Origin of the sequence: Streptomyces sp. 378 (assembly GCF_030124145.1) — a bacterium.
Classification (GTDB): domain Bacteria; phylum Actinomycetota; class Actinomycetes; order Streptomycetales; family Streptomycetaceae; genus Streptomyces.
This window is the reverse complement of sequence record NZ_JASKMS010000001.1, coordinates 393,532-418,389: the sequence shown is the minus strand read 5'-3', so window position 1 is coordinate 418,389 and position 24,858 is coordinate 393,532. Positions and strand designations below refer to the sequence as shown.

Sequence of the window (24,858 nt, the reverse complement as noted above, 5' to 3'; positions counted from 1 at the left end):
GGCATGGCGGAGGGCTGCAGTCACAGCCACCGGACCGTCCGCGCGGCCCGTGTCACGACCGCCGCGTAGCCGACGCCGACCGCGAGGGAGGCGAACAGGGCGCTGAGCGGGAAGTCCTCCTGAAGGTACGGGTAGACCTGGTAGTGCGTCAGGTAGATGTACAGGGAACTGCTCGCCAGGACGCCCGCGAGTGCGCTGACCGGGCCGATGCTGGGCAGGGTCGGCACCCAGATCAGCAGGCCCAACCCGGCGATGACGAGGGCCGTGCGCAGGGGCTGGTCCTGGAACAGGCCGGGCACGGTGAGCAGCAGCACGGCCGTGAGCAGGGCCCGTTGCCGCACGGTGCCCGCCCGCGCGGCGGCCCACCCCAGCACGAACAGCCAGAACACCACCGAAGGGCTCAGATGGGGGTGTTCGGATGCCAGCCCCAGCAGGTCGTAGCGGCCGACCAGGCCGACGGCCATGAGCGCCAGCGGCACCCCGAACACATACCGCCGCTCCAGCCGGTCCAGCAGCGGTACGGCCATGAGGGCGGCGAGGACGACGAGGTAGTAGACCAGGGCCTCCACGAACCAGTAGGCCCAGTCGAAGCGGTCGTTCCCCTGGGAGAGCAGGCTGTTGAGCAGCAGGGCGTTGGCGGGGTCGTAGAAGTCGGTCAGGGCCACTGCTCCGGTGATCCACACCATGCTCGGTATCGCGATGCGGGCGATGGTGCGCCACAGGCGCCGTACGCGCTCGCGGCGTGCGGCGTCGGTCAGTTGGAAGCGGGCGAAGTTGTAGCCCGCGACGCCGATGAGGATGTGGGCGAAGCCTTTGATGCTGAAGACCTGGATGTGTGAGCCGACGATGAGGACGATCCCGACCGCGCGCAGGGCGATGCCGGTTTCCAGAGTGCGGCGGGTCCTCCAGGACTGTGGGGTCGTCCAGGAGCGCAGCGCTCCGCGCACTCCCGGTGCCGGCCGGGCCCGCCGCGGCTCCGGCGCGTCCGGCGGGTCCGTTCCGTGCGGCGGCCCGTCCGGCTGGTCCGTTCCGTGCGGCCCTTCCGCTACGGGTGCCGCCCGCGTGCGCAGTTCGCGGATCGTCCTCGTGTGCCAGTCGGTGGGCAGACGGCCCAGCGACTCCTCCAGGCGCAGGGACATCTCGACGTAGCAGAGGGAGTCGCCGCCCAGGCTGACGAAGCTGCTGTCCTCGGTGACGTCGGTGCGGCCGAGGATCTCCGTGTAGAGAAGGAGGAGATCCTCACCGGTGCCGGGCGCCTCGTCCTGTTCCGGGCGCGTCAGCCGTCGTACGGCCTCGTAGTCGGGCTTTCCCGAGGCCAGGCGGGGGAGTTCGCTGAGCACCCGGACCCGTATCGCGCGGGCCGGGAGCCCGCACTCCTCCGCGACCAGCCGCCGGACCCGCGCCTCGTCATCGGCGCCGTCGGGACCCGCGCCTTCGAGTGCGGCCACCGCCAGCGCCTCGCCGTCCCCCGCGCAGAACGCGGTGACCCCATGAGCGGCCAGCAAGATCTCCACCTGCTGCGGATCGATCCGCAGTCCGAGGATCTTCGCGAAGCGGCTGCGGCGGCCCACGATCTCGTACAGCCCGTCGTGCGCGCGCCGGGCGAGGTCGCCGGTGTGCAGTTCCTCCACCGTCCGGCCCAGGGCGAGATCGGCCGGGCTCTCGGCGTAACCGAGCATCACGTTCGGCCCCGAGTAGACCAGTTCGCCGACGTCCGGGCCGTGGCCGTCGACAGGGTTCAGCCGGAAGGAGCCGCCGGGTATCGGCACGCCGACGGCCTCGGGGCGCTCGGCGGCGAGGTGCGGAGGGAGATAGGCCATGCGGGCCGTGGCCTCGGTCTGGCCGTACATCACGAAGAACCGCCAGCCGGAGCGGCGCCCCGACTCGGCGTAGTGCGCCGCCCGTTCCGGTGCCAGCCGACCCCCGGCCTGGGTGACGCGGCGCAGGTGCGGCAGCTCCATCCGCTCGAAGCCGATCCGGTCGAGCAGGTCGAACGTGTACGGCACCCCGGCGAGCGAGGTGCCGCGCGCGGCGTGGAACTCCTCCCAGAAGGCGGCGTCGGACACCGACCGCTCGGTGAGGATCAGGCCGGCGCCGCGCAGCAGGTGGCTATGGATGACGGAGAGGCCGTAGCAGTAGTGCATGGGCAGCGTGGTGGCCGCGCGGTCGGTGTCGTCGATGCCGAGATACAGGGCGATGGACTCGGCGTTCGCCTGAAGGTTGTCGTGGGAGAGCCGCACCAGCTTGGGTGAGCCGGTCGAGCCGGATGTGCTCAGCAGCAGGGCGAGGTCCGGGTGGAGGGTGTGGGCGCTGCCGGGGTGACGCTCGTCGAGGCTCCAGGTTCCGTCGGTGCGCGGGCGGGCCACGACGTCGGGGGCGTACGCCTGGGTCAGTGAGCGGACGGTGCTCTCGCTGTCGCCGGGGACGAGCAGGACGGGGTGACCTGCGGAGAGGGCGGCCAGGTGGGTGACGAGCGCGTCGGCGCGGTTGGCGCCGGCCAGCAGCACCAGCCGCCGTGTCGGCCCGAGGCGCGCGGCGGTGGCGGTCACCCGTTCGGCCAGTTCGCGGTACGACAGATCTCCGTCCGGCGTGATGAGCGCGACGCGGTCCCCGTACGCCGCGAGTCCGCGCGTGAACGGCACGGTTTTCGGCCACGGCTTCGGGGGCGAGTCCGGTACGGCGGGTGCCGGGAGGGATCCGGAGAGGTGGATCACGGGGCGCCCTTTCCGCGGCAATGTCCGCTGTTGGCCAGAACCCTTGACGGTTAGGTGAGCTTTACCTTATTCATAGCATGGTCGTAATCAAGCCACAGGAACGTCACAGATCGCATCGCCCCTCGCTCCGCACCGCCATGGCCGGCGGCGTGAAGGCGAGCCCCGTAGGAAGGCACACCCCATGCGACGCCCCTCGGTTCGCCGGATCACTGCGCTGGTCGCGGCCGGCCTGTTGCTCCCCGCCCTCGCGGCGTGCGGCTCCGACGACAAGGACAGCGGGGGCAAGGGCGGCGACTCCGCCCTCGTCATCTACTCCGGCCGCAACGAGAAGCTGGTCAAGCCGCTGCTGGACAAGCTGGAGAAGGCCGTGGGCGCCAAGGTCGAGGTGCGCTACGGCGACAGTGCGGAACTGGCCGCGCAGATCCTGGAGGAGGGCGACCGCACCAAGGCCGGGCTGTTCTTCTCGCAGGACGCCGGCGCGCTGGGTGCCCTGTCCAAGGAAGGCATGCTGCAGCAGCTTCCTTCGGCCACCCTCGGCAAGGTCGACGAGGCGTACCGCGGATCCGACGGCGACTGGGTCGGTCTCTCGGGGCGCGTCCGCGTGATCGCCTACAACCCGGACAAGGTCACCGAGGACAAGGTCCCGGACAGCGTCTTCGACGTCGTCGAGCCGGAGTGGAAGGGCGAGGTCGGCTTCGCGCCCACCAACGCCTCCTTCCAGGCGTTCGTCACCGGCATGCGCGTGCTGAAGGGCGACGACGCCACCCGCACGTGGCTTCAGGACCTCAAGGCGAACGGCGCCAAGACCTACGCGCACAACCTCGCCACCCTGGACGCCGTCGAGGCCGGGGAGGTCTCGCTCGGCCTGGTCAACCACTACTACTGGTACGAGCGCGTCGCCGAGAAGGGCGAGGACAAGGTCGACGCCAAGCTGCACTTCCTGCCCGGCGAGGACCCCGGAGCGCTGATCAACGTCGCCGGCGCCGGCATCCTCAAGGACAGCGGGCAGAGCGCGACCGCCCGGAAGGCCGTGGACTACCTGCTGTCGAAGGAAGCACAGACCTACTTCGCGGACACCACGAAGGAGTATCCGCTGGCCGCCGGCGTCACCAGCACCGTCGAGGACCTGCCGGCGTTCGACTCGCTCGCATCACCCGCCATCGACCTCGGCAAGCTGGAGTCCCTCCAGGAGACGCTGGCCATGCTCCAGGACGTCGGGCTGGTCTGACCCGTCGTGCCCACATCGCCGTCCACCTCGCGCCCGACCGGAGCCCCGGCACCGGCCGGGGACGAGCACGTGCGCGAGGCGAGCGAGGGCCGTACGTCTCGCTCCTTCCGTACGCCGGTCAGGGCAATGCGTACGTCGGTCAAGGCCCGCAGGCCCGACCGCAGACCGCCCCTGACACTGCTGATTCCCGCCTGCGTCGCCGCCCTGTTCGCCCTGCTGCCCCTCGGCTACCTCGCCGTCCGAGCCCTCGAACGCGGCCCGGCCTTCGCCTGGGACGTCGTCGCCGACCAGCGGACGCTCGGCCTCCTCGGCCGCAGCCTCGGCCTGACCGCGGTGGTCGTGGCGGCGTGCCTCGTCCTGGGAGTCTCCCTGGCCTGGCTGACCGTGCGCACCGCGCTGCCCGGGGCCCGCGCCTGGTCGGTGCTGGCCACGCTGCCGCTCGCGGTGCCGAGTTACGTGGCCGCGTTCGCCTGGCTGTCGGCCGAGCCGGGGCTGGCCGGCTTCGGAGGTGCCGCTCTCGCCCTGACGCTGGTCAGCTTCCCGTACGTCCATCTGCCGGTCGCCGCCGCCCTGCGGGGCATCGACCCGGCTCAGGAGGAGGCCGCGCGCTCCCTCGGCCACGGCCCGCTGGGCGCGTTCGTCCGCGTCACGCTTCCGCAACTGCGACCGGCGGCCGCGGGCGGGGCACTGCTCGTCGCGCTGTACGTGCTGTCCGACTTCGGCGCGGTCTCGCTGATGCGCTACGACACCTTCACCCGGGCCATCCACACCTCCTACCGCGCCTCCTTCGACCGCACCCCGGCGGCCGCGCTCAGCGTCGTCCTGGTGATCATGACGGTCGCACTGGTCGCCGCCGAGGCCCGCACACGGGGCCGCGCCGGGCACGCCAGAACCGGAACGGGGACCGCCCGCCCGGCGGTTCCGGTCGGCCTCGGCCGGTGGCGGCCACTCGCCCTGCTGTGGTGCGCCGCGGTCACGGCCGTCGCCGTGGCCTTCCCGCTGGGCACCCTCGGCTACTGGCTGGCCGTCGGCAGCTCGGCCACCTGGGACCTGGGTGGTCTCGCGGAGACTGCTTGGGGCACCTTCGGGGTGGCGGCGGCGGGCGCGGGCCTCACCACGGTCCTCGCCCTGCCGGTCGGGGTGATCGCCGCCCGGCACCGGGGCCGCGGCGCCCGCTTGCTGGAGCAGGCGGCGTACGCGGGGCACGCGCTGCCCGGCATCACGGTCGCCCTCGCGCTGGTGTTCTTCGCCGTGCGCTACGCCTACCCGCTCTACCAGCAACTCCCGCTGCTGGTCTGCGCCTACGCGGTCCTCTTCCTGCCGGTCGCGGTGGCCGCCACCCGTGCGGCCGTGCTCCAGGCGCCGCCCCTCCTGGAGGACGTGGCCCGCTCGCTCGGACGACGGCCCTGGCAGGTACTGCGCGAGGTGACCGTCCCGCTGGCCGCACCCGGAGTGGCCGCCGGGGCCGCGCTCACCTTCGTGGTCTGCATGAAGGAACTCCCCGCGACCCTGCTGCTGCGCCCCACCGGCATGGACACCCTCGCCACCCGGCTGTGGACCGAGACCGGCGCGGGATCCTTCGCGGCGGCCGCTCCCTACGCCGCCGCGCTGATCCTGCTGGCCGCCGTCCCCTCGTATCTCCTAGGCAGGCACCGGACATGAACGAACTCCACGTGGAAGGGCTCACCAAGTCCTACGGAGCCGGAGAGCCGGTCCTGCGGGAACTGCGACTCACCGTCCCGGCGGGCGCGTTGGCCGCCGTACTCGGCCCTTCCGGCTGCGGCAAGACCACCATGCTGCGGATCGTCGCCGGGTTCCTGCGCGCCGACGCGGGCACGGTCCGCCTGGGCGACCGGACGCTTGCCGGCCTCGGCGTCCACCTGCCGCCGGAGCGCCGCCGCATCGGCATCGTGCCCCAGGAGGGCGCCCTCTTCCCGCACCTGAGCGTGGCCCGCAACGTCGCCTTCGGATTGCGGGGCCTCGACCGGTCCGAACGGTGGCGCAGGACAGAGGAGTTGCTGGAACTGGTGGGCCTCGCCGGGTACGGCGACCGCATGCCGCACGAACTGTCCGGCGGTCAGCAACAGCGCGTCGCGCTGGCCCGCGCGCTCGCCCCGCGCCCGCAACTCGTGCTTCTGGACGAGCCGTTCAACGCCCTCGACAGCGCGCTGCGGGCGGAAGTGCGGTCCGACGTACGGGCCGCCCTGCGGACGACCGGCGCCACGGCTGTCCTCGTCACCCACGACCAGCAGGAGGCCCTGTCCACCGCTGACCTCGTCGCCGTCGTACGGGACGGCGGGGTCGCCCAGTGCGCCACCCCGCAGGACCTCTACCGCCACCCCGCCGACCCCTGGATCGCCGACTTCGTCGGCGACGCCGTCCTGCTCCCCGGCACCGTCGACAACGACGGCAACGGCACAGCCCGGACCGTCCTGGGCCCTGTGCCCCTCGCCACCCCGCCGGGCGGCGTGCGCGCCGGCACGGTCCTGCTCCGTCCGGAACAGCTCCGGCTGACCGACGTGGACCACGAGGGCGCGGTCAGGGGCACGGTGACCGACGTCTGTTACTACGGCCACGACGCCATGGTCACCGTGGCAGTCGAGGGCCACGGCATCCCGGTCGCCATCCGCGTCGCGGGCCGGCTCGCGGTCCGTCCCGGGGAGGAGACGGGCATCCGAGTGGTGGGAGAGGCGGGCCTCCACTCATAGCGGTGTTCTCCGCCGCCTCAGCCCGCGCGACTGAGCGATGGCGACATCGCGCTCCGTCTCCTGCTGAGCCCGCTCCGCCTGACGGCGCGCCCGGTCCAGTCGCGCGGCCGACGGGGCCACCGCACGAGATCGTGTCGTACGCCGCGTACGGGTACGCCGTCGATGGCCGCCGAGGGAACCCGACGCGCAGAAGGGGCCGAGTCCGGTCGACATCCCGGTACCGCCACCGCCCACGCTGAGCCTCTGCTCCTGGTTCTGTGCTGTCTCCATGATCCGCCCCCTTGATGGCTCACTCCGCGAAGACGCGCACCCCTCGGCCTGCGCCGCCGAGGAGTCCCTGCCGGTGGTGCCACTATGGCGCAGGGGTGGCGTCACATCGAGCCCAAATCGCACCACAGAGTGGATGTCGGTCGCGAAAGCGCAGGCCAGAGGCTCGCCACAGCTTCGGCGCGCGCCACAGGCGTGGGGGTGGGTGGCGCGCCAGCGCACGCACCCGCATGCATCAACGCCGGCTGATGTCGGACCGGGACTGCTCTGAGATTCGCTCCGCCCACACCGATGCCCCGTCAGAGACTCGGAGGGCCCCTGTGTCGCTGAATTCCGGTCTGGGCTGGGCCCAGCCGCGAACGAGAGGCGGCGGGTCACCTTCTCGCGACATCCGTATGGCGCCACATAGGCCAAGGTGGCGCCGGGCGGCATCCCTTGGCGTCATTCCGCGCTCCCGAGGCGCGTGAGCGTGCAGGGCGCCACAATGACTCGGTGCACCCTACCTGCGTGCTCGCAGCTCAGGGTGTTCGCCTTCAAGTCCCTCCACTGGGAGGTGCCACTCGGGCTTGCGCATGGCGCCATTGTGATGCCATGATGGCGCCATGGACCTCACCCCGTATGTCGACAACCTTCACCGCGAACTCGCGGTGGCCGCCGAAGCCGGCGGCGACGAAGCCCGAGAGCTGGCCGCGAGGCTTATCGCGCCCCTGGAGTCGGCGACCCGCCTGACCATGCTCAACGTGCTCTCCGCCGCGATGGACGAGATCACCCGCGAACTCGCCCCCGGCTCGGTCGACGTACGGCTGCGCGGGCTCGACCCGGACTTCGTGGTGACACCGCCACCCACCGACGGCGGCGCCCCCGCGGAGCCGGCCGCGCCCGTCGAACCTCTCAGGACCACGGCCCCGGCCGACGGCGACGAGGGCGGCACTGCCCGCGTCAACCTACGCCTGCCGGCCCACCTCAAGGCCCGCGCCGAGGAGGCCGCGAGCCGCGAGGGCCTGTCGGTCAACGCGTGGCTGGTGCGCGCCGTGTCGGCCGCGATCGACGGCGGCACCCGGCCGCGTACGACGGAGAAGACCCAGACCGTCGGACAGAGCTTCACGGGCTGGGTGCGCTAGCCGCGCCCCCACCAGCACCACTTCACCCCCACCACGTCCCACCAGCAGGGACGACCCAAGGACTCAAGAGGACGGGACAGCCATGCCTTCTTTCGATACTCCCGAACCGATCTCGGTCACCGCGCGCGTGGAGGCCGGTTCCATCCAGTTCACCGCCGGCGACCGCCCCGACACCATTGTCGAGGTGCGGCCCCGCGACCCGAAGAAGGACCTGGACGTACGGGCGGCGGAGCAGACCGAGGTCACCTACGCGGGCGCCGTACTGACCGTCAGGACGCCCAAGGGCAATCTGCTCGGGCTCGGCCGCACCGGCACCGTCGACGTGACGGTCGAACTGCCTGCGGACTCGCGCATCGACATGACCGGCGCCTGGGCCCAGGTGCTCGGCGAGGGCCGGCTCGGCGAGGTCAGTGTGAAGACCTCGTCCGGCGACGTCCGCCTCGACACGACGGGCCCGCTCCAGCTGACCGCGTCGCACGGCTCGATCACCGTGGACCGCATCGAGGGCAGGGCCGAGATCACCACCAGCTCCGGCAGCCTGCGCGTCGGCCTCGTCGACGGCCCCGCCGTCCTGAAGAACTCGCACGGCACCACGACCGTCGACGCCGCGATCGGCGAGCTGCGGGTGAGCGGCGCCAACGGCGACATCGAGATCCGGCGCGCCGAGGACTCGGTCACCGCCACCACCGCCCACGGCACCCTGCGGGTGGGTGAAGTGGCCCGCGGCAGCGTCCAGTTGGAGACCAATTACGGCGCCATCGACGTCGGCGTCCGCGAGGGCACGGCCGCCTGGCTCGACGTCAGCTCGAACTCCGGCCAGGTGCGCAACACGCTGACCGCGTCCGAAAGCCCGGAGCAGGCCGAGGACACGGTCAAGGTCCGCGCCCGCACCAAACACGGCAACATCGACGTCCGCCGCGCCAGGGCCTGAACACCACATCGTCAACCGGCCCCTTCTCCCACTCACTTATCAGCCTTCGATCGGAGGGCCCCATGCCTTCATCTGTCATGCCCACGCCCAGGCGGGGTGACGGTCAGCAGTCGTCGGCTGCCGTCTCCACCGTCGGTCTGCGCAAGTCGTACGGCGACAAGACCGTTCTGGACGGAATCGATCTGCGTATCCCTGCCGGGTCCGTGTTCGCGCTGCTCGGGCCCAACGGCGCCGGCAAGACCACCGTCGTGAAGATCCTGTCCACGCTCATCACCGCCGACGGCGGACAGGCCCAGGTCGCGGGCCACGACGTCGCCACCTCCCCGGACGGGGTGCGCGCCGCGATCGGTGTCACCGGGCAGTTCTCCGCCGTCGACGGGCTGATCACCGGCGAGGAGAACATGCTCCTCATGGCAGATTTGCACCACCTGTCCAAGAGCGAGGGGCGGCAGGTCGCCGCCGAGCTGCTGGAGCGGTTCGACCTCACCGAGGCCGCGAAGAAGCCCGCCTCCACCTACTCCGGCGGGATGAAGCGCCGCCTGGACATCGCCATGACCCTGGTCGGCAACCCGCGGATCATCTTTCTCGACGAGCCGACCACCGGCCTCGACCCGCGCTCCCGCCACAACATGTGGCAGATCATCCGCGAGCTCGTCTCCGACGGGGTGACCGTCTTCCTCACCACCCAATACCTGGAAGAGGCCGACGAGCTCGCCGACCGCATCGCGGTGCTCAACGACGGCAGGATCGCCGCCGCGGGCACCGCCGACGAGCTGAAACGGCTGATCCCCGGCGGGCATGTCCGTCTGCGCTTCACCGATCCGTCCGCATACCAGAGAGCCGCCTCCGCGCTGCGTGAGGTCACCCGGGACGATGAGGCGCTGGCGCTGCAGATCCCCAGCGACGGCAGCCAGCGCGAGCTGCGCTCCATCCTCGACTGGCTGGACTCCGCCGGTATCGAGGCCGACGAGCTGACCACGCACACCCCCGACCTCGACGACGTGTTCTTCGCCCTGACCGGCGGCACCGACCAGCCCGAGGAGGCTGTCCGATGAGCACAACCCCGGCTCCCGCCCACCCGACCCGGCTCTCCCTCGCCCTGCGCGACTCCTCCACGATGCTGCGCCGCAACCTCCTGCACGCGCGACGCTACCCCTCCCTCACCCTGAATCTGCTGCTCACGCCGATCGTCCTGCTGCTGTTGTTCGTCTACGTCTTCGGCGACGTGATGAGCGCGGGCATCGACGGTGGCGGCGCCGACCGCTCGGAGTACATCGCGTATCTCGTCCCGGGCATCCTGCTGATGACCATCGGCGGCACCCTGGTCGGCACCGCGGTGTCCGTCTCCATGGACATGACCGAGGGCATCATCGCCCGCTTCCGCGCCATGGCGATCCACCGCGGTTCCGTGCTCATCGGACACGTCATCAGCAGCGTGGTGCAGTCGGTCATCAGCGTGGCTCTCGTCGGCGCCGTTGGCGTGGCCATCGGCTTCCGGTCCACGGATGCCACAGTCCTGGAGTGGCTGGCGGCGTTCGGGCTGCTCGCGCTGTTCGCCCTGGCGTTCACCTGGATCGCGGTCGGGATGGGCATGGTCAGCCCCAGCGCCGAGGCAGCCAGCAACAACGCACTGCCGCTGGTCTTCCTGCCGCTCATCTCCAGCGCCTTCGTCCCGGTCGACGCGATGCCAGGTTGGTTCCAGCCGATCGCCCAGTACCAGCCGTTCACGCCCGCCATCGAGACCTTGCGCGGACTGCTGCTCGGCACCGAGATCGGCAACAACGGGTGGATCACCATCGTCTGGTGCCTGGGCCTGGCGGCGCTCGGCTACCGCTGGTCGAAGGCGGTGTTCAACCGCGACCCGGAGTGACCGCGCGGACTGCCTCCGGCAGTTCGTCCCGCTCCAGGTGTTCCGTCCGGGGAGGTTGTGGACGGGGGAGCCAGGTCTCGGCTGAGGGATCTTGAACAGGTGAGGGCCTTCCGGTTCGGTGTGGATTGCGACGTCCACACCAACCAGAAAGGCCCTCGCGGTCCACCGTAAGGCACCCCTGACCGAGACCGGACGCCTGCGCCTGGCCCGCTGCGTGGTCGAGGACCGCTGGCCGTTGCGGCGGGCCGCCGAACGCTTCCAGGTCTCACCCACCACGGCCCAGCGATGGGCTGAGCGCTACCGGCAGTTCGGCGAAGCCGGCACGTCCGACCGTTCCTCCCGCCCGCACACGAGCCCGCGCCGCCAATAGAGCTAGGGCGCGGTTTCTGTGATGAGGACGGCGGCGGCGACCGGGCCGGGAGTGTCAGAGGTGGCTGCTTCCGCCAGGGCGGCCCGGACGGCGCGAGCGACTTCCAGTGGATGGTGTCCGGGCCCGACAGCGAGCTGGACCTGGATATGGCGGCTGTTCAGTCCCTACGCGGAAACCCGGGTCCTCCGGAGCGGTGCTCCCGCCTGATGGAGACTGGTGAGAGCAAGCCGGTACGAGGTGATCAGCCCGGTCTCCACGTAGTCCACGCCCAGGTCTTCGCAGTAGCGCCGGACGATGGTCCGCGCCCGGCGCAGGTTGGGGCTGGGCATGCTGGGGAACAGGTGATGCTCGATCTGGTGGTTCAGCCCGCCCAGCGCGATGTCGGTGAGCCGACCGCCGCGCACGTTGCGCGAGGTGAGCACCTGGCGGCGCAGGAAGTCCGGGCGGTCTTCGCCCTTCAGGATCGGCATGCCCTTGTGGTTGGGCGCGAAGAGGGAGCCGAGGTAGACGCCGAACAAGCACTGGTGGACGGCGAGGAAGGCGATCGCCATACCGAGGGGCAGCAACCAGAACAGGACGGTCAGGTAGAGCGCGAAGTTCGCGAACAGCAGGACGCCGTCGAGCGCTCGGTGTTTGAGCGAGCGATTGGCCAATGCCTTCACACTCGACACGTGCAGGTTGAAGCCCTCCAGTGTCAGGAGCGGGAAGAACAGGAACGCCTGCCAGCGGCCGATCAGGCGGGGGAGCCCGGTGGCGACCCGGGCCTGGTCCTGGGACCAGACCAGCAGGTCGGGGTCGAGGTCGGGATCGAGCTCCTCGTGGTTGGGGTTGGCGTGGTGGCGGGTGTGCTTGTCCTGCCACCACCCGTAGCTCATCCCGATACCGGCACCGGCGATCCGTCCGGACACCTCGCTGGCCCGGCGCCGGCGGAACACCTGACGGTGGGCCGCGTCATGGGCGAGCAGGGCGACCTGACCGAAGACGACGGCCAGGAAAGCGGCGACGGTCAGGGTCCACCAGCTGTCACCGATGAGCTCGACGGTGGCCCACCCGCCGACGTAGAGCCCGGCGACCACGGTGATCCGCAGTGCGTAGTAGCCGGGACGGCGGCCCATCAGCCCGGCATCGGCGATCTTCCTCGACAGCCGGGCGAAGTCACTGCCGGGCAGCGCCGACGACGGCGGGTGAAGCGTGGTACTTCTGGCCATGATGGTGACACTCTCTCCAAAGGGGATGGCTCGGCACCGCCTCGGGAGCTGCTGAGACCGGGCCGCACGGAGGGATGCGCTTCCGCCCTGTGCGAGGCGCATAGCGCCGCGGAGCAAGGACGACGTTCGTGAGCCGGCGGAAGCTCAGGCCCTCTATCTGCATGCGGGTTCCCTGCGGGGCAGGTCTCACACCGCCACAGCCTGCGACTTCTCGCCGTTCCGCGAACCGGTTCAGCGACCGCCGACACGACTGCCAGGCCTTTCGCGTTGGGCAGGCTGGAGCATGCCCGCCGACGTTCTGTGAGGCGGCAAATTGCTGTGGGCTGATCACCGCCCTGAGGGCGATGCCCCACTGGTCGAGCTCTTTCGTACCGTCGGCATGCATCTCGACGCGACCCTGTCGACCGACGCCCTCGCTCAACCCAGGGGCGGCCCAGCACGGGAGCCAGGTAGGAGCGTTACCTCCGCTGTCGGCTCAGGTGGACACGACTGGCATTCCTATGGGGGAAGTCTCGTGAAACCGGGACACAAGCGTCGGTGATGATGCTGCGGTGAGAGCACCAGACCCTGGTGAGAGCCTGGTTCGCCTTGCTTGATCTCGGGTGACTTCACGAACGCATCAGTCGCGCCAACCGTGCGACCCTCAATCCCAGAGGCGAGAACCGAGCGCATCAGGAGTTCTCTTCCCAATAGAGGGTGGACCGTAGCTTCTGGTGTGCTTCTCCTGGGCCGTCGCCCTCCTGTCCTTCCAGCAGGACTGCCGCGATGGCGTCGAGCTTGCGCTGGACGGCGCGTTCGGCCCGCAGCTCGGAGTTCTTCAGCAGCGCCACCATGAGCAGGGTCACCGCCGACATCGCCTCGCCCACGAACAGAAGCCACGTGATCGGCAAACCGATCACGTGCAACGTGACAGCCACGGCGACCAGGATCAGGCAGATCCCGAAGAACGTTGCCGAACTGGTGAACCGCGAGGCATTCTCGGCCAGCCTCTCAAACGGCTTGCTCCGCGAGCCTCCGCGGTCGGACGGATGCTTGAGAATCATGCCCATTCTCTACAGCGGATCTCGCATGCCCGAGGGCTGCCACGCCCGGCCAAGAGGCCATCCCGCGGGTGGGCGAGATTCCGTCCTGGTATGAGTTCGGTTTGGCCGGGCGGGATGTGGCGGAACCGTGAGCGGCTGCCCGGCGCGGTGGTGAACGGTGACGGCTCGTCGTGCGACCAGTCCGCGCAAGGTGGCGACCGCGACGGCTGTGACAGCCCCGCTTCCGCACGACAGGGCTTCCGCCTCGACGCCGCGCTCGTAGAGTGCGGATCTTCAGGGCCGGAGTTTGCAGTTCGTCCCCGGCGGGGCCAGGTCGGGGTGGTTACGGACGATGCGCCCGACCACCACCGCGTCCTCGACGGCTACGACATTCGGTGACAATCGGCCGGTGAGGCGTCGGACAGATCCTCCATGCCCCTCGTCGGGCGGCCTTCGTGCACCTTGGGGCACACGGAGGATGCTGTCCCGTATTGGTCTAGGCAATAAGAAACCGCAAGCCGCTGACCTGGTGAGGACCTCCTGGACCCGCCAGGCGCGGTCGTCGAAACTGGCTCGTGGACCGGCCAAGCGGTAAACGGCAGTTTCCTCGGCCGAGCCGTCGCCCCTGCCGAGGACAGCACTCGCGAACTGACGGCAGCCGCAGCGGGAATCGGGAAACTCCCGCTTCCATCTGTGGGTTTCGTACGCTCTGAGGCGGCGCGGTCAGGCGATCCCGGTGCCGCGCAGCAGCAGCAACGCCACGTCCGCCACCGCCACCGCCACCGCTGCCGCGAACGCCGCCCGCTCCCAGCGGCGTCCCAGCACCGTTCCCGTCACCGCGACCAGAGCGGTCACCACGAGCACTGCCAATCCCCATCTGCCGGGCGGCCCGGCCGGCCCCAGCACCAGAACCGCGGATGCTGCCACCAGCGGTACCGGCAGCAGCAGCCGCGCGCCGTCGGGGCCCAGCCGGTGCGGCCATCCCCGTACGCCCGTCGCCAGATCGCCACGGATGTCCGGCAGTACGTCACCCAGATGGGCTCCGACCCCCAACAGCGCCCCGGCGGTGACGACCCACCAGGCCGGCCACGGCCGGCCCGGCAGCCCCAGCGCCACGAATGCCGGGAGCGCGGCGAACCCCACCGCGTACGGTGCCCAGGACCATGCAGTTGCCTTGAGCCGCAGGTCGTACGCCCACGCCGCCCCTACTCCGGCCAGGTGAACGGCGCCCGCCCACAGGCCACAGGCGAGCGAGAGCGGCACGCACAGCGCCAGCGCGGCATACGCGGCCACCCACACCTCCGTCACACCGACCGTGCCGTCGACGACGGGTTTGCCATGGCGGTCGGCGGCGATGTCCCGGCGGGCGTCGAACGCGTCGTTGCACCAGCCGACGGACAACTGCCCGGTCAGAACGGCGGCGCCGGTCAGCACACAACGCCCGGCGCCCTGGCCGGCGGTCACGGCGAGCGCGGCCATCAGGGCGGTGACCGCCACGACAGGCCCGGGGTGGCACGACCCGGCCAGACCAGCCAACCGGACGGCCCAACGCGCCTCGGGTCCGCCGGTCGTCGACTGCTCGGGAGTGCCCACCCGGCCGATCGTAGGCGCCCAGGCCCCCCACCCGGCCGACACACACGCTCTCCGGGGCGCACCGCCGGACGGGCGATCCATGGTGTCGAAGTCCCGGTCCGGGGGAACACGTGGTGAGCAACTCACCCGAGTTGGTAACCGGATGGGAACCATATGACGCGGATCACCGCCGTTCACGGTGCCCTCGCACCGCACCGCCGCGCCCAGTCCGAGATCACTGACATGATCGCCCGCACCTGCCTGCCCGAGGGCACCGACCGCCGGGTCCTGGACCGGCTGCACCGCAGCGTGAAGGTCAGCTCGCGTCACATGACGCTGCCGCTCGAACGGTACGGGGAACTGGACGGATTCGGCGCCGCCAACGACGCCTTCATCGGCGCCGCCACCGACCTGGGCGCCAAGGCCGTCCGGGGCGCACTGCACGCCGCCGAAGTGGACCTGCTGATCTTCACCTCTGTCACCGGCATCGCCACCCCCTCGATCGACGCACGGCTGGTCGGCCGACTCGGACTGCGGCCGGACGTCAAACGGCTGCCCCTGTTCGGCCTGGGCTGTGCCGGTGGCGCCGCCGGTCTGGCCCGTATGCACGACTACCTGCTGGGCCGGCCCGACCACGTGGCGGTGCTGCTTTCGGTCGAACTGTGTTCGCTCACCTTCCAGCGCAACGACGCCTCCATGGCCAACCTGGTCGCCACCGGGCTGTTCGGCGACGGCGCCGCCGCGGTCGTCGCGTGCGGCGCGAACCGCCCGGGCCGCCCGGATGAGACCGCCGGCCCGACGATCGTGGACACCCGCAGCCACCTGTATCCGGACACCGGGCGCGTCATGGGCTGGGACATCAAGGACACCGGCTTCCAGGTCGTCCTCGACCCGCGGGTCCCCGATGTGGTGCGCGGTTACCTCGCCGATGACGTCGAGGGGTTCCTCGGCGACCACGGGATCAAGCCGAAGGACGTGGCCGCCTGGGTCTGCCACCCCGGCGGCCCCAAGGTCCTGGAGGCCGTCACCGAGGCCCTCGACCTGCCCGACGACGCCCTCGATGTGACCTGGCGTCATCTGGCCGACGTGGGCAACCTGTCCTCGTCATCGGTACTCCACGTACTGCGCGACACCCTGGCCCAACGCCGCCCGCCGCCGGGCACTCCGGGCCTGCTGCTGGCCATGGGGCCTGGCTTCGCCTGCGAACTCGTCCTGCTGCGCTGGTAGTTCGGACGCCGTCGAAGGACACGAAGGACACATGATCTGGTACGGACTGCTGGTGGCCGCCGTCGCCGGCGAGCGCGTCGCCGAACTCGTCGTCGCCCGCCGCAATGAACGGTGGAGCACCGCCCGCGGCGCGACCGTGACCGGGCAGGGCCACTACCCCGCGATGGTTGCCCTCCACACCGGCCTGCTGATCGCCTGCCCGGTCGAGGTGTGGCTGGCCGGCCGCCCCTTCGTACCCGCCCTGGCCTGGCCGATGCTGGCCGTGCTGGCGGCCTCCCAGGCACTGCGGTGGTGGTGTATCCACACTCTGGGACCCCGCTGGAACACCCGGGTGATCGTCGTACCCGGCCTGCCGCTGGTGACCGGCGGCCCCTACCGGTGGCGGTGGATGCGGCACCCGAACTACGTGGCCGTGGTCGCCGAGGGCGTGGCCCTGCCCCTGGTGCACACCGCCTGGGTCACCGCGGCCGTGTTCACGGTACTCAACGCCGCCCTGCTCACCGTGCGCATCCGCTGCGAGAACCGGGCGCTGGCCGCTGCGACCACGCCGACCGCACCGGCTCCGGCGTGATCGACGTACTGGTGGCCGGCGGCGGACCGGCAGGTCTGGCCGCCGCTATCCACGCCGCGCTCGCCGGCTTGGAGGCCGTCGTCGTCGAACCCCGGACCACGCCTGTGGACAAAGCCTGCGGAGAAGGCGTCATGCCCGGCGGTGTCGCCGCGCTGCGGGCTCTGGGCGTCGAGGCCAGTGGCCGCGAACTGCTCGGCATCCGCTACGTGGACGGCAGCACCCGCGCCGAAGCGTCCTTCCGCGGTCACCGCGGGCTGGGGATCCGCCGTACGACGCTGCACTCTGCCTTGTACGAGCGCGCTCTCGGCCTCGGCGTGCGCATGCTGCCGGGCAAGGTCGGCGAGGTGCGCCAGAGCGCGGACACGGTCACCGCCGCCGGGATCACGGCCCGTTGGCTGATCGCCGCCGACGGCCTGCACTCCCCGGTGCGCCGCGGCCTGGGCCTGGAACTGCCGGGCCGCCCCCACGGCCGCTACGGTCTGCGCCGGCACTACCGCGTCGAACCGTGGACGGACTTGGTGGAGGTCCACTGGTCCCGACACGGCGAAGCCTATGTGACACCGGTCGGCGACGACCTGGTGGGCGTCGCGGTCCTCAGCCGCAGCCGTCGCGGATACGACGAGCACCTGGCCGGCTTCCCGGCCCTCACCGCCTCGCTGCGCGGCCCGGCCGCGACGGAGGTACGCGGCGCCGGACCACTGCGGCAACGGGTGCGGCGCAGAGCCGCCGGCCGTGTCCTGCTCGTCGGCGACGCCGCGGGCTACCTGGACGCCCTGACCGGCGAGGGCATCGCCCTCGCGCTGGCGACGGCCGGGGCCGCCGTCCACTGCCTGGCCGCCGGGCGACCGGACGCATATGAGCGCGCCTGGACCCGGCTGACCCGGCGCCACCGACTGCTGACCGGGGCCCTGCTGGCCGCGAGCCGCCGTCCCGGCACCGCCCGCCTCATCGTCCCCGCAGCGTCCCGGATGCCCCCGGTGTTCTCCGCCGCGGTCCACGCACTGCAGTAGTGGCCGATTCCCCACTGCGGCAGGACTCCTGCCGACGGGTCCGGGCACGGTGAGGCCGCCGAGGCCGTCCGCCGAGCCAGGCCGAGGGCGCCCAGCACCCACTCCGGAAAATCGTTACCGCAGCGTAACTTATCAAGGCGCTACCGAGTTTAACTACCAGTGCTAGTTTTCCCGCACCCTGCATCGAAGCAGCGCGAGGAGTGCACTGTGAGCCGCTACAGAAGCCGTCCGCGTCCCACGTTCAACCGCCTGACCGCCGCCGCGATCGCCGCCGTGGCCTGCGTCTGTGTCAGCGTGACCCCGGTCGACGCCACTACCGGGACCGACACCGAACCCCTCGTGTCCCGGGGAGTCACCATCCCGGCCTTCTACACTCCACCCGCCCAACTGCCCGCCGCCAACGGCACCTTGATCCGACAAGAACCCCTCCCCCTGGGTGTCTCACTCCCCGGCCTCGACGGCCGCCCCCTGCCGGGCACGGCCACCCGCCTGATGTACAAGTCCACCGACTCGAGCGGAAAGCCCGTCGCGGTGACCGGCGCCTACATCGAGCCGTCGGCGCAGTGGAAGGGCGACGGGCCCCGCCCCCTGGTGGCGGTGGCCTCGGGGACCATGGGCCAGGGCGACCAGTGCGCGCCGTCGTTCGCCCTGCAACACCCGGTCACCGCCAGCGAGAAAACCCTGTCCATCGCCTACGACAACCTGGCGATCTACCGTCTTCTCGCCACCGGAGCGGCCGTCGTCGTCACCGACTACGTCGGCCTGGGCGCAACCGACCGTCTGCACACCTACGTCAACCGCCTGGACGAGGCGCACGCGGTGCTGGACGCTGTCCGTGCGGCGCGCGATCTCCCCGGCACGTCCCTCACCTCCGGCTCCCGCGTCGGCCTGTACGGCTACAGCGAGGGCGGTGGCGCCACCGCCTCGGCGGCCGAACTCCAGCCCACCTACGCGCCCGACGTCCGACTGGCCGGCACCTACGCGGGCGCGCCGCCCGCCAACCTGACCGCGGTCATGAAGGGGATCGACGGAAGCGCCTTGGTCAGCGCCCTGGGCTGGGCGATCAACGGCTTCTCCCAGACCTACCCCGACCTGCGCAGTGTCACCGAGGCCAACCTCAACGACGCCGGACGCAAGGCCCTCGCCGACACGTCGACCATGTGCGTCGGCGAGTCCGTCGTCCGCTACGGCTTCACCCGGAGCACGACATGGACGACCAGCGGCAAGTCCGTCGCCGACATCATCGCCGCCGAACCCCGCGCCCAGGCCGTCCTCGACGAACAGCGCATCGGGACGCTCAAGCCGTCCGGCCCGGTCCGTGTGGCCACCGGCATCTACGACGACATCGTTCCGCACGCCCAGGCCCGTCAGTTGGCCGTGGACTGGTGCCGCAAGGGCGGCAACGTCACCTACGCAGCCGTTGACCTGCCCAACCTCGGCGACAGGATCCTCACCAACCACCTCGCCCCCCTCCTCACCGACCAGGGAACGGCGATCTCCTGGCTCACCGACCGACTGGAGGGCGAACCGACCGTGTCCAACTGCTGGACGATGCCCTTCCAGCGCTGATCGAGCCATCCGGCGGCCCGCCACCGCGGCGGCCGCCGGCCGAGCGGGCGCTGACGTCCGTCGCAACCGTTGAGAAGACACGCTGCTGCCCGCCCTGTTCGAGCAGGGCATCGTTGGCCGCCTCCGGTCCGACCGAGGAGTCCTCGGCTTGAGGCCACGCCGCCGCGGACCGCAGGGCCGCGGCGGCGTCCCGGAACAGCAGGTGGAAGCTCGCGCCCTCGCCACCGCGGATGGCGGTCGCGACGGGCCGTGGCCGACCGCGCTGGCGAGTTTCAGCATCCCGCGAGGGCTGAGCGATCGGTCTGTGGTGGCCTGCTCCATCGAACTGTCTCCTGGTTCTTCTCCGGTCCCGTACCAAGGAGACGCGCGCCGCACCGGTGCACAACAACTGTCCGGCGGCCCGGTGGGCGAGCGGTGTCGTGTGTGCGGGCGCGGTCCGCCGGGCCAAGCGGACGGTGACTCGCCCCCATGCAAGGGGCCGTATCGGAGGAATCCGATACGGCCCCTTGAACATGTACGGCGAACGCGCGGGGCCCGCAGGCCCGGGGCACCTACGGGGTGGCGGTGCCGTCCTTGCGTACCAGCCGGTCGTGAGCCTCTTCGAGCCGGTCCGTGATCTGCTCGACGCCGATGGCGTCAAGGCCCTTCTGCCGTCCCGCCACGGCAGCCTTCGCCGCCGACGACGCGGAGGCGAACAGGGCCCAGGAGCCGGCCGTGTAGTCCGCCCGCTCCGGACGTCCGATCTTCTCCAGGGCGTCCCGGATCGGTGTCGTGTCCACAGTACGGTCCACGTCCCCGGAGATGGCGTTGAACGCGTCGAGAACGATCTTTCCGGACTTGAGGACGAACCTCGCCGTGTGCGCGCCGTCGGGCAGACCGCGGAGCGCGTACGTCGCGAGGCGCTTGTCGGTCGCGGCCGTTTTCGCGTCCCGTGCGATCAGCTTTCCGTCGACGTAGACGTCGAGGACGGCGGTGCCGTCGTTGCCGCCGATGATGTCGATGCCCGTGCCGGTGAACGGGACGGTGAACGACGAGCCGGCGGTCGTGCCGGTCGACGTCGACCGGTACCAGTCCATCGCGTCGCCGAGGGAGGCTTTCCGGCTCCACGTGCCGTCGTAGGCGACCGAGCTGTCCATGTTGTCGAGCTGTGCGCGGGCGTAGGGCGTGTACCCGTCGATCTTCTCGACCTTCAGGTTGTCGAACGCCGTCCTGTGGAAGTCGGATCCGAGCTTGACGCGGCCCTCGGTCTGCGGAGTCGGGTCCTGGTACGTGGAGACGGCCTTGCCGTCGATGTACGTCGTGATCGTCGCGCCCTTCGCCTCGATGGCGAGGCGGTAGCCGTCGGACGCCGCGACCGTTCCCGACTCGACGGCCCTGCCGTATTCGTAGAACGTCCAGGCGCCGGTCGGTGCGATGCGCACGTTGTAGGCGGCGTCGCTGATCGCCATGCCCTTCTGCTGACGGACGCCCAGGGAGGCGAGTCCGCCGGCCGGGTCGGGGAACGAGACGTCGACCGAGGCCCGGTAGTTCTCCCAGCGGAAGTCGCCGACCGTCGTGTTCGGGGTGTGGCGGTTCCAGGCGCCGGTGTCCTTCATGGACTGGTCCATGTACTGGTACAGGACGTTGTCGCCGCTCGCGTCCTCACCGACCTCCCAGGCGCCGGTCTGGTCGACCATGTAGCGAGGCTGATTGCCGCGCGACCTCAGGTAGGGCTGGGACGCCTTGTGCGCGCCGTCGCCGGTGCCGACCTGGACCCTGCCCTCCTCCTCGTACCCGAAGTCGTCGGCGTACAGGACGTTGTCGCGGGTGTTGTGCTTCTTGCCGGTCGCGTCGGTGTCCAGCACCGTGCGGTCCCGGGACTCGGGCAGGCGTTGCTTCGTCACCTTGTCGTGGCTCTTGTCGAGCGTTGTCAAGGTCACGATCGACCTCGGCTTGACCGTGTGGGTGTAGTACCCATCGCTGCCGGGCCGGATCTCGTCGACGAGGTGCTTGAAGTTCGCGCCGTAGGGCCGGCCCGCGTCCGGTCCGCGGGTTTCCCAGATCTCCATGGTCGGGTCGGAACCGAGTCGCATGTTCTCGGCTTTGATCCGGTAGGTCTTGGGCTGGTCGCTGTCGTTGACGACGATCGTGGAGAAGTCCTTCTTACGGGGGTCCGCGAGCGTCATGTAACTCGGGGCCCCGTTCGAGCCGTCGACGTTCTCGGTGCCGCTCACCCCGCTGTAACTGGCCTCCGGCACGGTGCGCCAGATGCCCGCCGTGTTCGTGTCGTTCTCCCAGCCGGTCTTGGCGAACTGGGTGAAGTGCTGCATCACGTAGATGGCCGCGTCGTAGTGGAGGTGGCCCGACCACGGGTCACGTGCGCTGACGAGTTCCTTGTGGCTGTACTGCGCGCCTTCGTAGAAGGAGCCGATCGCCGGCTGGAAGACGTAGTGCGTCCGCTTCGAGTTGGCGTAGCCCTTGACGGAGCGGTTCGCGAGATCGAGGGCGCTCTGGACGCCGCCGATGCCGGTGCTCGTTCCGTTCGGGCCCTCGGTGTTGTTGACGCGGTAGTCGGTGTAGCCGAAGGAGCCGACTCCCTCGCTGTACCAGACCTCCTTGTCCTCGTTGTACTTGTTCTCACCGGTCGCCAGCCTGGTGTACGGCAGATGCGTGTCGCTGCCGACGGGCCCGTCGCGCCGGTCATCGGTGTTGTAGTGGTAGCCGACCGCGTCGACCATGCCGAAGAGTTCCGCGTCGCTGAGCATCGACGGCCCGAAATGGTGGGTGGTGTTCTCGTCGGCGGCGATGATCTTTATGCCGCGGTAGGCCTTCTCGGCCTGCTCCCGCTTTTTCGCCGGGATGCCGTAGCGGGGATCAGCGAAGTCCGTGTCGGCCAGAATCGCCTTCTTGTACCACTTGATGAAGGCCTCGTCCGGATCATGCGTCTCGTTCGTGTCCGGGTTCACGTAGTCGACCATGTACCCGTATTTCTCGTACGCGTCGAGAATTGTCTCCTTGTACCACTTGTACATCTCGTCGGAGCCGGTGCCCTTGTTCCATTCGTTCTGGACCCATCGGGGCATGACCCAGCGGAGAATCGAGACCTTGAGCTTCGGGTTGACCGTCTTGGCGTCCGCTGCCAGTTGGAAGCCCGGCGAGCGCGACGCGTCGGCGAGTTCGTCCGCCGTGCGCATGGTCGCCGGGTCGGAACCGGTCGACGTGTTCGTGTCCGAACCCATCTCGACCTTGACATGGTTGATCAGGGGGTTCTTTCCACCGAACAGCACGCGGATGAGCTCCCAGTACCGGCCGGGGTGCTCCGCCTTGTAGTCCATCAGCAGGTTGCTCGTGCTGTTGCAGCTGAGCACGCCGAGGCCCTTGTAGGTCAAACCGTTCACGTTGTCGGCGCGAACGTCCTCCCCGTTGACCACGACCTCCACGGGATCGTCCGCGGTGTGGGCGGCGGGGGCGGTGATCACTCCGGCCGCGAGTGCCATGGTGGTTGCCGCGGCAAGCGACATCCAGCCGAGTCTTCGCTGTGAGCCCATTCCGCTTCGACTCCTTGTTCTCGTAGGGCGTGGTTCTCGTAGGGCGTGCCGACGCCAGGCGTTCGAGATTCCGAAAGGTGTCCGCGATTCCGGAAGGACCGTAGGTGGTAAGCGATTTCTACGTCAATCCCTGTGCACGTCATGCCAATTGAGGTCCGCTGGGCGCCCTCACCGGCTGGAAAAGGCTTGGATGCCGAGGTGGCCAACCGGCCGAACGCTTCACCAACCGTCCCTTCGCCGAGTACCGGGCCATGGATCCGGAGGGCAACTGGTTCGACCTCTCGGAACACGGCTTCGGCGGCCCGCGCCCGCCGTCCGACTCCACCAGGGCCTGAACTCCGGCCAGACGCTCCGCAGGGCCGCGCGACAACGCGACAGCTGTAGCAGCGGGCCGAGGCGGACGCGCTACGCGTGCCGCCGGTGATCGCCCCGACCCTGGTGAACGATCAGCGATCCCATCCGGCGTCTCCCGGTTCCCTCGGCCCCCCTGCCGTTCCGGCGTTTCATTCTCGGCGCGCGACTCGACAACGAAACGGCCGTCCGCGCGGTCGACACCGCACTCGCCCCCTGGCTGCCGGACGGGCGACGACGGTAACCATGCCAGGCGGCCCGCCGCTGCCACCACCCCGGCCGGCAGCGGCGGAGCCGGGCTGCGGCGAGGGCGTCGTGTTCCCGGGCATCGGACACCGGCCAGGTTTCCCCGCTGGGGGTCCCGCGGTCCGAGCCGGGCAGGACTCGGAGAAGGCCGCGCTGATGTATCAGCACCCCGGCGAGGAGCGCCAGGAGGAGGTCGTCGCCGGCCTCGATGCCACGGTCCGGAAGGCTCGGGAGGAGGCTGCCCGGAAGGCTGCCGAGAAGCCTTCTGGCACGGATCTGGCACGCGCCCAGTGATCACACTGCACAGCAAAAGGGCCCAGGTCTTCGACCTGGGCCTTCTTCGTGGAGCGGGTGACGAGAATCGAACTCGCGCTCTCAGCTTGGGAAGCGACGGCGCTTGCGGGAGCTCTGTGGCTCTGACCTGCGCGGATGCCTTCTCGTGGAGATGGTTGTGTGGGTCGGATCGCACCCCTGTTGACCGTGGTTGTCCGCTCTTACGGGCACGCTCAGGGCACGCCGTCGAGATCTGGCGGACTGGTGGGGTGGCCGATCGCTTCGAAGTGGAGGGGCGTGCCTGGATCCGGGAGCCCCTGGTGGGTGCCGTTGTGAGTGCGAACGTGCGCGGCGTCAATCAGCGGTCAGCGCGATCGCGGCGGGAACGGCGTCGAACGCCTCGCTGACGCGGGCCGCGAGCGTGGCGCGTCCGCCTTTGCCTCGGCTGCCGGCACCCTTGCCGCGTCCTGCGGTCCAGTTCTTGGCGCCGACGCGGTAGGCGCCGAAGGCGATTTCGCCCAGCAGGCGCAGGCGCACGTCCTCGCGGCCGTCCCGGCCCAGCTTCGCCTCGAGTTGCTCGACGATCTGCTCCTGGTGGTGGGCGGCCATGACGAGGCTGTGTTTGCGCAGGCCGTTGTGGCCGGCGACGAGGCGGCGGGTGGCCAGGAACCGGCGGGGCCAGTCGTCGTCCATGGCGGTGATGGTGGTGGTGAGCGCGGTGCGCAGGGCGGTGAGGACGTCGCCGTGCAGGTCGGTCGCCATGAAGGTGTCGACGTAGGCGATCCACAGTTCGGCCTCGGCGGCGAGGGCGACGGACTCCTTGGAGGAGTAGTAGCGGAAGAAGGTCCGCTTGGAGATCTCCACCTCGTCGACGATCTCGTCGAGGGTCACCTCGTCGAAGCCCCGCTCGGTAAAGCGCGCGAGTGCCACGTCGGCCAGGGCGCGGAAGGTGCGCTGCTTCTTGCGCTCGCGCAGTGGCAGGGCGCGATCGTCCAGGCCGCGGGTTTTGGCCGCGGCAGCGGAGGGGTCCGAGGTCGGGGTCGCCATGCACGTCACCTTAGGCCGTCTCAGGA

18 protein-coding genes and 1 pseudogene are annotated in these 24,858 nt (G+C 70.4%); 13 read left to right on the top strand and 6 right to left on the bottom strand.

Features of this window, described 5'->3' with window-relative positions:
• Positions 1-20 precede the first annotated feature (20 nt).
• Positions 21-2,714 carry an AMP-binding protein gene (locus tag QNO09_RS01930; RefSeq protein WP_283968232.1) on the bottom strand — a complete coding sequence of 898 codons (2,694 nt, stop codon included), beginning with the start codon at positions 2,712-2,714 and terminating at the stop codon, positions 21-23.
• Between the two features lie 181 nt (positions 2,715-2,895).
• Between QNO09_RS01930 and QNO09_RS01925 the strand changes: the two genes are divergently transcribed.
• The 8 genes and pseudogenes from QNO09_RS01925 to QNO09_RS01890 all read left to right on the top strand — a co-directional run.
• Positions 2,896-3,942: an iron ABC transporter substrate-binding protein gene (locus QNO09_RS01925; protein WP_283968231.1), complete on the top strand. Its 1,047-nt coding sequence runs from the start codon at positions 2,896-2,898 to the stop codon at positions 3,940-3,942.
• Between the two features lie 126 nt (positions 3,943-4,068).
• Entirely contained in the window at positions 4,069-5,604 is a 1,536-nt protein-coding gene (locus tag QNO09_RS01920) for an ABC transporter permease (RefSeq protein ID WP_283968230.1), read from the top strand.
• Positions 5,601-6,650 carry an ABC transporter ATP-binding protein gene (locus QNO09_RS01915; protein WP_283968229.1) on the top strand — a complete coding sequence of 350 codons (1,050 nt, stop codon included), beginning with the start codon at positions 5,601-5,603 and terminating at the stop codon, positions 6,648-6,650. The genes QNO09_RS01920 and QNO09_RS01915 overlap by 4 nt, the downstream gene beginning before the upstream one ends.
• A gap of 869 nt (positions 6,651-7,519) precedes the next feature.
• Positions 7,520-8,038: a toxin-antitoxin system HicB family antitoxin gene (locus tag QNO09_RS01910; protein ID WP_283968228.1), complete on the top strand. Its 519-nt coding sequence runs from the start codon at positions 7,520-7,522 to the stop codon at positions 8,036-8,038.
• A gap of 82 nt (positions 8,039-8,120) precedes the next feature.
• Positions 8,121-8,969 carry a DUF4097 family beta strand repeat-containing protein gene (locus QNO09_RS01905; protein WP_283968227.1) on the top strand — a complete coding sequence of 283 codons (849 nt, stop codon included), beginning with the start codon at positions 8,121-8,123 and terminating at the stop codon, positions 8,967-8,969.
• 62 nt (positions 8,970-9,031) lie between these two features.
• Positions 9,032-10,024, top strand: a complete 993-nt coding sequence (locus tag QNO09_RS01900; RefSeq protein WP_283968226.1) for an ATP-binding cassette domain-containing protein — start codon at positions 9,032-9,034, stop codon at positions 10,022-10,024.
• Positions 10,021-10,839: an ABC transporter permease gene (locus tag QNO09_RS01895; RefSeq protein ID WP_283968225.1), complete on the top strand. Its 819-nt coding sequence runs from the start codon at positions 10,021-10,023 to the stop codon at positions 10,837-10,839. Before QNO09_RS01900 ends, QNO09_RS01895 begins: the two co-directional genes overlap by 4 nt.
• Before the next feature lie 124 nt (positions 10,840-10,963).
• Positions 10,964-11,203: pseudogene (locus tag QNO09_RS01890) on the top strand (leucine zipper domain-containing protein); the annotation flags it as partial.
• A 170-nt stretch (positions 11,204-11,373) separates the two neighbouring features.
• Here the strand turns inward: QNO09_RS01890 and QNO09_RS01885 are convergent.
• From QNO09_RS01885 to QNO09_RS01875, 3 genes are all read right to left on the bottom strand, one after another.
• The gene (locus tag QNO09_RS01885) at positions 11,374-12,417 is read right to left on the bottom strand and encodes a fatty acid desaturase family protein (RefSeq protein ID WP_283968224.1); all 1,044 of its coding nucleotides are present in this window, start codon (positions 12,415-12,417) and stop codon (positions 11,374-11,376) included.
• A 671-nt stretch (positions 12,418-13,088) separates the two neighbouring features.
• On the bottom strand, positions 13,089-13,460 hold the full coding sequence (locus QNO09_RS01880) for a low affinity iron permease family protein (protein WP_283968223.1): 372 nt from the start codon (positions 13,458-13,460) through the stop codon (positions 13,089-13,091).
• Between the two features lie 702 nt (positions 13,461-14,162).
• Positions 14,163-15,032, bottom strand: a complete 870-nt coding sequence (locus tag QNO09_RS01875) for a UbiA family prenyltransferase (protein ID WP_283968222.1) — start codon at positions 15,030-15,032, stop codon at positions 14,163-14,165.
• A 153-nt stretch (positions 15,033-15,185) separates the two neighbouring features.
• Here QNO09_RS01875 and QNO09_RS01870 point away from each other — a divergent pair, with 153 nt between their 5' ends.
• The 4 genes from QNO09_RS01870 to QNO09_RS01855 all read left to right on the top strand — a co-directional run bounded on the left by QNO09_RS01870 (position 15,186) and on the right by QNO09_RS01855 (position 19,388).
• The gene (locus QNO09_RS01870; protein WP_283968221.1) at positions 15,186-16,238 is read left to right on the top strand and encodes a type III polyketide synthase; all 1,053 of its coding nucleotides are present in this window, start codon (positions 15,186-15,188) and stop codon (positions 16,236-16,238) included.
• 31 nt (positions 16,239-16,269) lie between these two features.
• Positions 16,270-16,809, top strand: a complete 540-nt coding sequence (locus tag QNO09_RS01865; RefSeq protein WP_283968220.1) for an isoprenylcysteine carboxyl methyltransferase family protein — start codon at positions 16,270-16,272, stop codon at positions 16,807-16,809.
• On the top strand, positions 16,806-17,819 hold the full coding sequence (locus tag QNO09_RS01860) for an NAD(P)/FAD-dependent oxidoreductase (RefSeq protein ID WP_283968219.1): 1,014 nt from the start codon (positions 16,806-16,808) through the stop codon (positions 17,817-17,819). Before QNO09_RS01865 ends, QNO09_RS01860 begins: the two co-directional genes overlap by 4 nt.
• A 207-nt stretch (positions 17,820-18,026) precedes the next feature.
• Positions 18,027-19,388 (top strand): lipase family protein, encoded by a 1,362-nt coding sequence (locus QNO09_RS01855; protein WP_283968218.1) that lies wholly within the window; start codon positions 18,027-18,029, stop codon positions 19,386-19,388.
• Positions 19,389-19,939: 551 nt separating this feature from the next.
• Here QNO09_RS01855 and QNO09_RS01850 read toward each other — a convergent pair.
• Positions 19,940-22,915 (bottom strand): GH59 galactosidase, encoded by a 2,976-nt coding sequence (locus QNO09_RS01850; protein WP_283968217.1) that lies wholly within the window; start codon positions 22,913-22,915, stop codon positions 19,940-19,942.
• A gap of 753 nt (positions 22,916-23,668) precedes the next feature.
• On the opposite strand from QNO09_RS01850, the gene QNO09_RS01845 reads away from it, so the two are divergent.
• A complete protein-coding gene (locus QNO09_RS01845) occupies positions 23,669-23,806 on the top strand; it encodes a hypothetical protein (RefSeq protein WP_349636944.1) in 138 nt (45 codons plus the stop codon).
• A gap of 333 nt (positions 23,807-24,139) precedes the next feature.
• Here the strand turns inward: QNO09_RS01845 and QNO09_RS01840 are convergent, their stop codons facing one another.
• The gene (locus QNO09_RS01840) at positions 24,140-24,832 is read right to left on the bottom strand and encodes a TetR/AcrR family transcriptional regulator (RefSeq protein WP_283968216.1); all 693 of its coding nucleotides are present in this window, start codon (positions 24,830-24,832) and stop codon (positions 24,140-24,142) included.
• Between the last annotated feature and the right edge of the window lie 26 nt (positions 24,833-24,858).

Bases quoted from the DNA above. Each gene is read 5' to 3' on its own strand.
- QNO09_RS01885 (WP_283968224.1), bottom strand. From the start codon at position 12,417: ATGGCCAGAAGTACCACGCTTCACCCGCCGTCGTCGGCGCTGCCCGGC.
- QNO09_RS01850 (WP_283968217.1), bottom strand. From the start codon at position 22,915: ATGGGCTCACAGCGAAGACTCGGCTGGATGTCGCTTGCCGCGGCAACC.
- QNO09_RS01870 (WP_283968221.1), top strand. From the start codon at position 15,186: ATGACGCGGATCACCGCCGTTCACGGTGCCCTCGCACCGCACCGCCGC.
- QNO09_RS01910 (WP_283968228.1), top strand. From the start codon at position 7,520: ATGGACCTCACCCCGTATGTCGACAACCTTCACCGCGAACTCGCGGTG.
- QNO09_RS01920 (WP_283968230.1), top strand. From the start codon at position 4,069: ATGCGTACGTCGGTCAAGGCCCGCAGGCCCGACCGCAGACCGCCCCTG.
- QNO09_RS01880 (WP_283968223.1), bottom strand. From the start codon at position 13,460: ATGATTCTCAAGCATCCGTCCGACCGCGGAGGCTCGCGGAGCAAGCCG.
- QNO09_RS01915 (WP_283968229.1), top strand. From the start codon at position 5,601: ATGAACGAACTCCACGTGGAAGGGCTCACCAAGTCCTACGGAGCCGGA.
- QNO09_RS01905 (WP_283968227.1), top strand. From the start codon at position 8,121: ATGCCTTCTTTCGATACTCCCGAACCGATCTCGGTCACCGCGCGCGTG.
- QNO09_RS01865 (WP_283968220.1), top strand. From the start codon at position 16,270: ATGATCTGGTACGGACTGCTGGTGGCCGCCGTCGCCGGCGAGCGCGTC.
- QNO09_RS01925 (WP_283968231.1), top strand. From the start codon at position 2,896: ATGCGACGCCCCTCGGTTCGCCGGATCACTGCGCTGGTCGCGGCCGGC.
- QNO09_RS01895 (WP_283968225.1), top strand. From the start codon at position 10,021: ATGAGCACAACCCCGGCTCCCGCCCACCCGACCCGGCTCTCCCTCGCC.
- QNO09_RS01845 (WP_349636944.1), top strand. From the start codon at position 23,669: ATGTATCAGCACCCCGGCGAGGAGCGCCAGGAGGAGGTCGTCGCCGGC.
- QNO09_RS01900 (WP_283968226.1), top strand. From the start codon at position 9,032: ATGCCTTCATCTGTCATGCCCACGCCCAGGCGGGGTGACGGTCAGCAG.
- QNO09_RS01840 (WP_283968216.1), bottom strand. From the start codon at position 24,832: ATGGCGACCCCGACCTCGGACCCCTCCGCTGCCGCGGCCAAAACCCGC.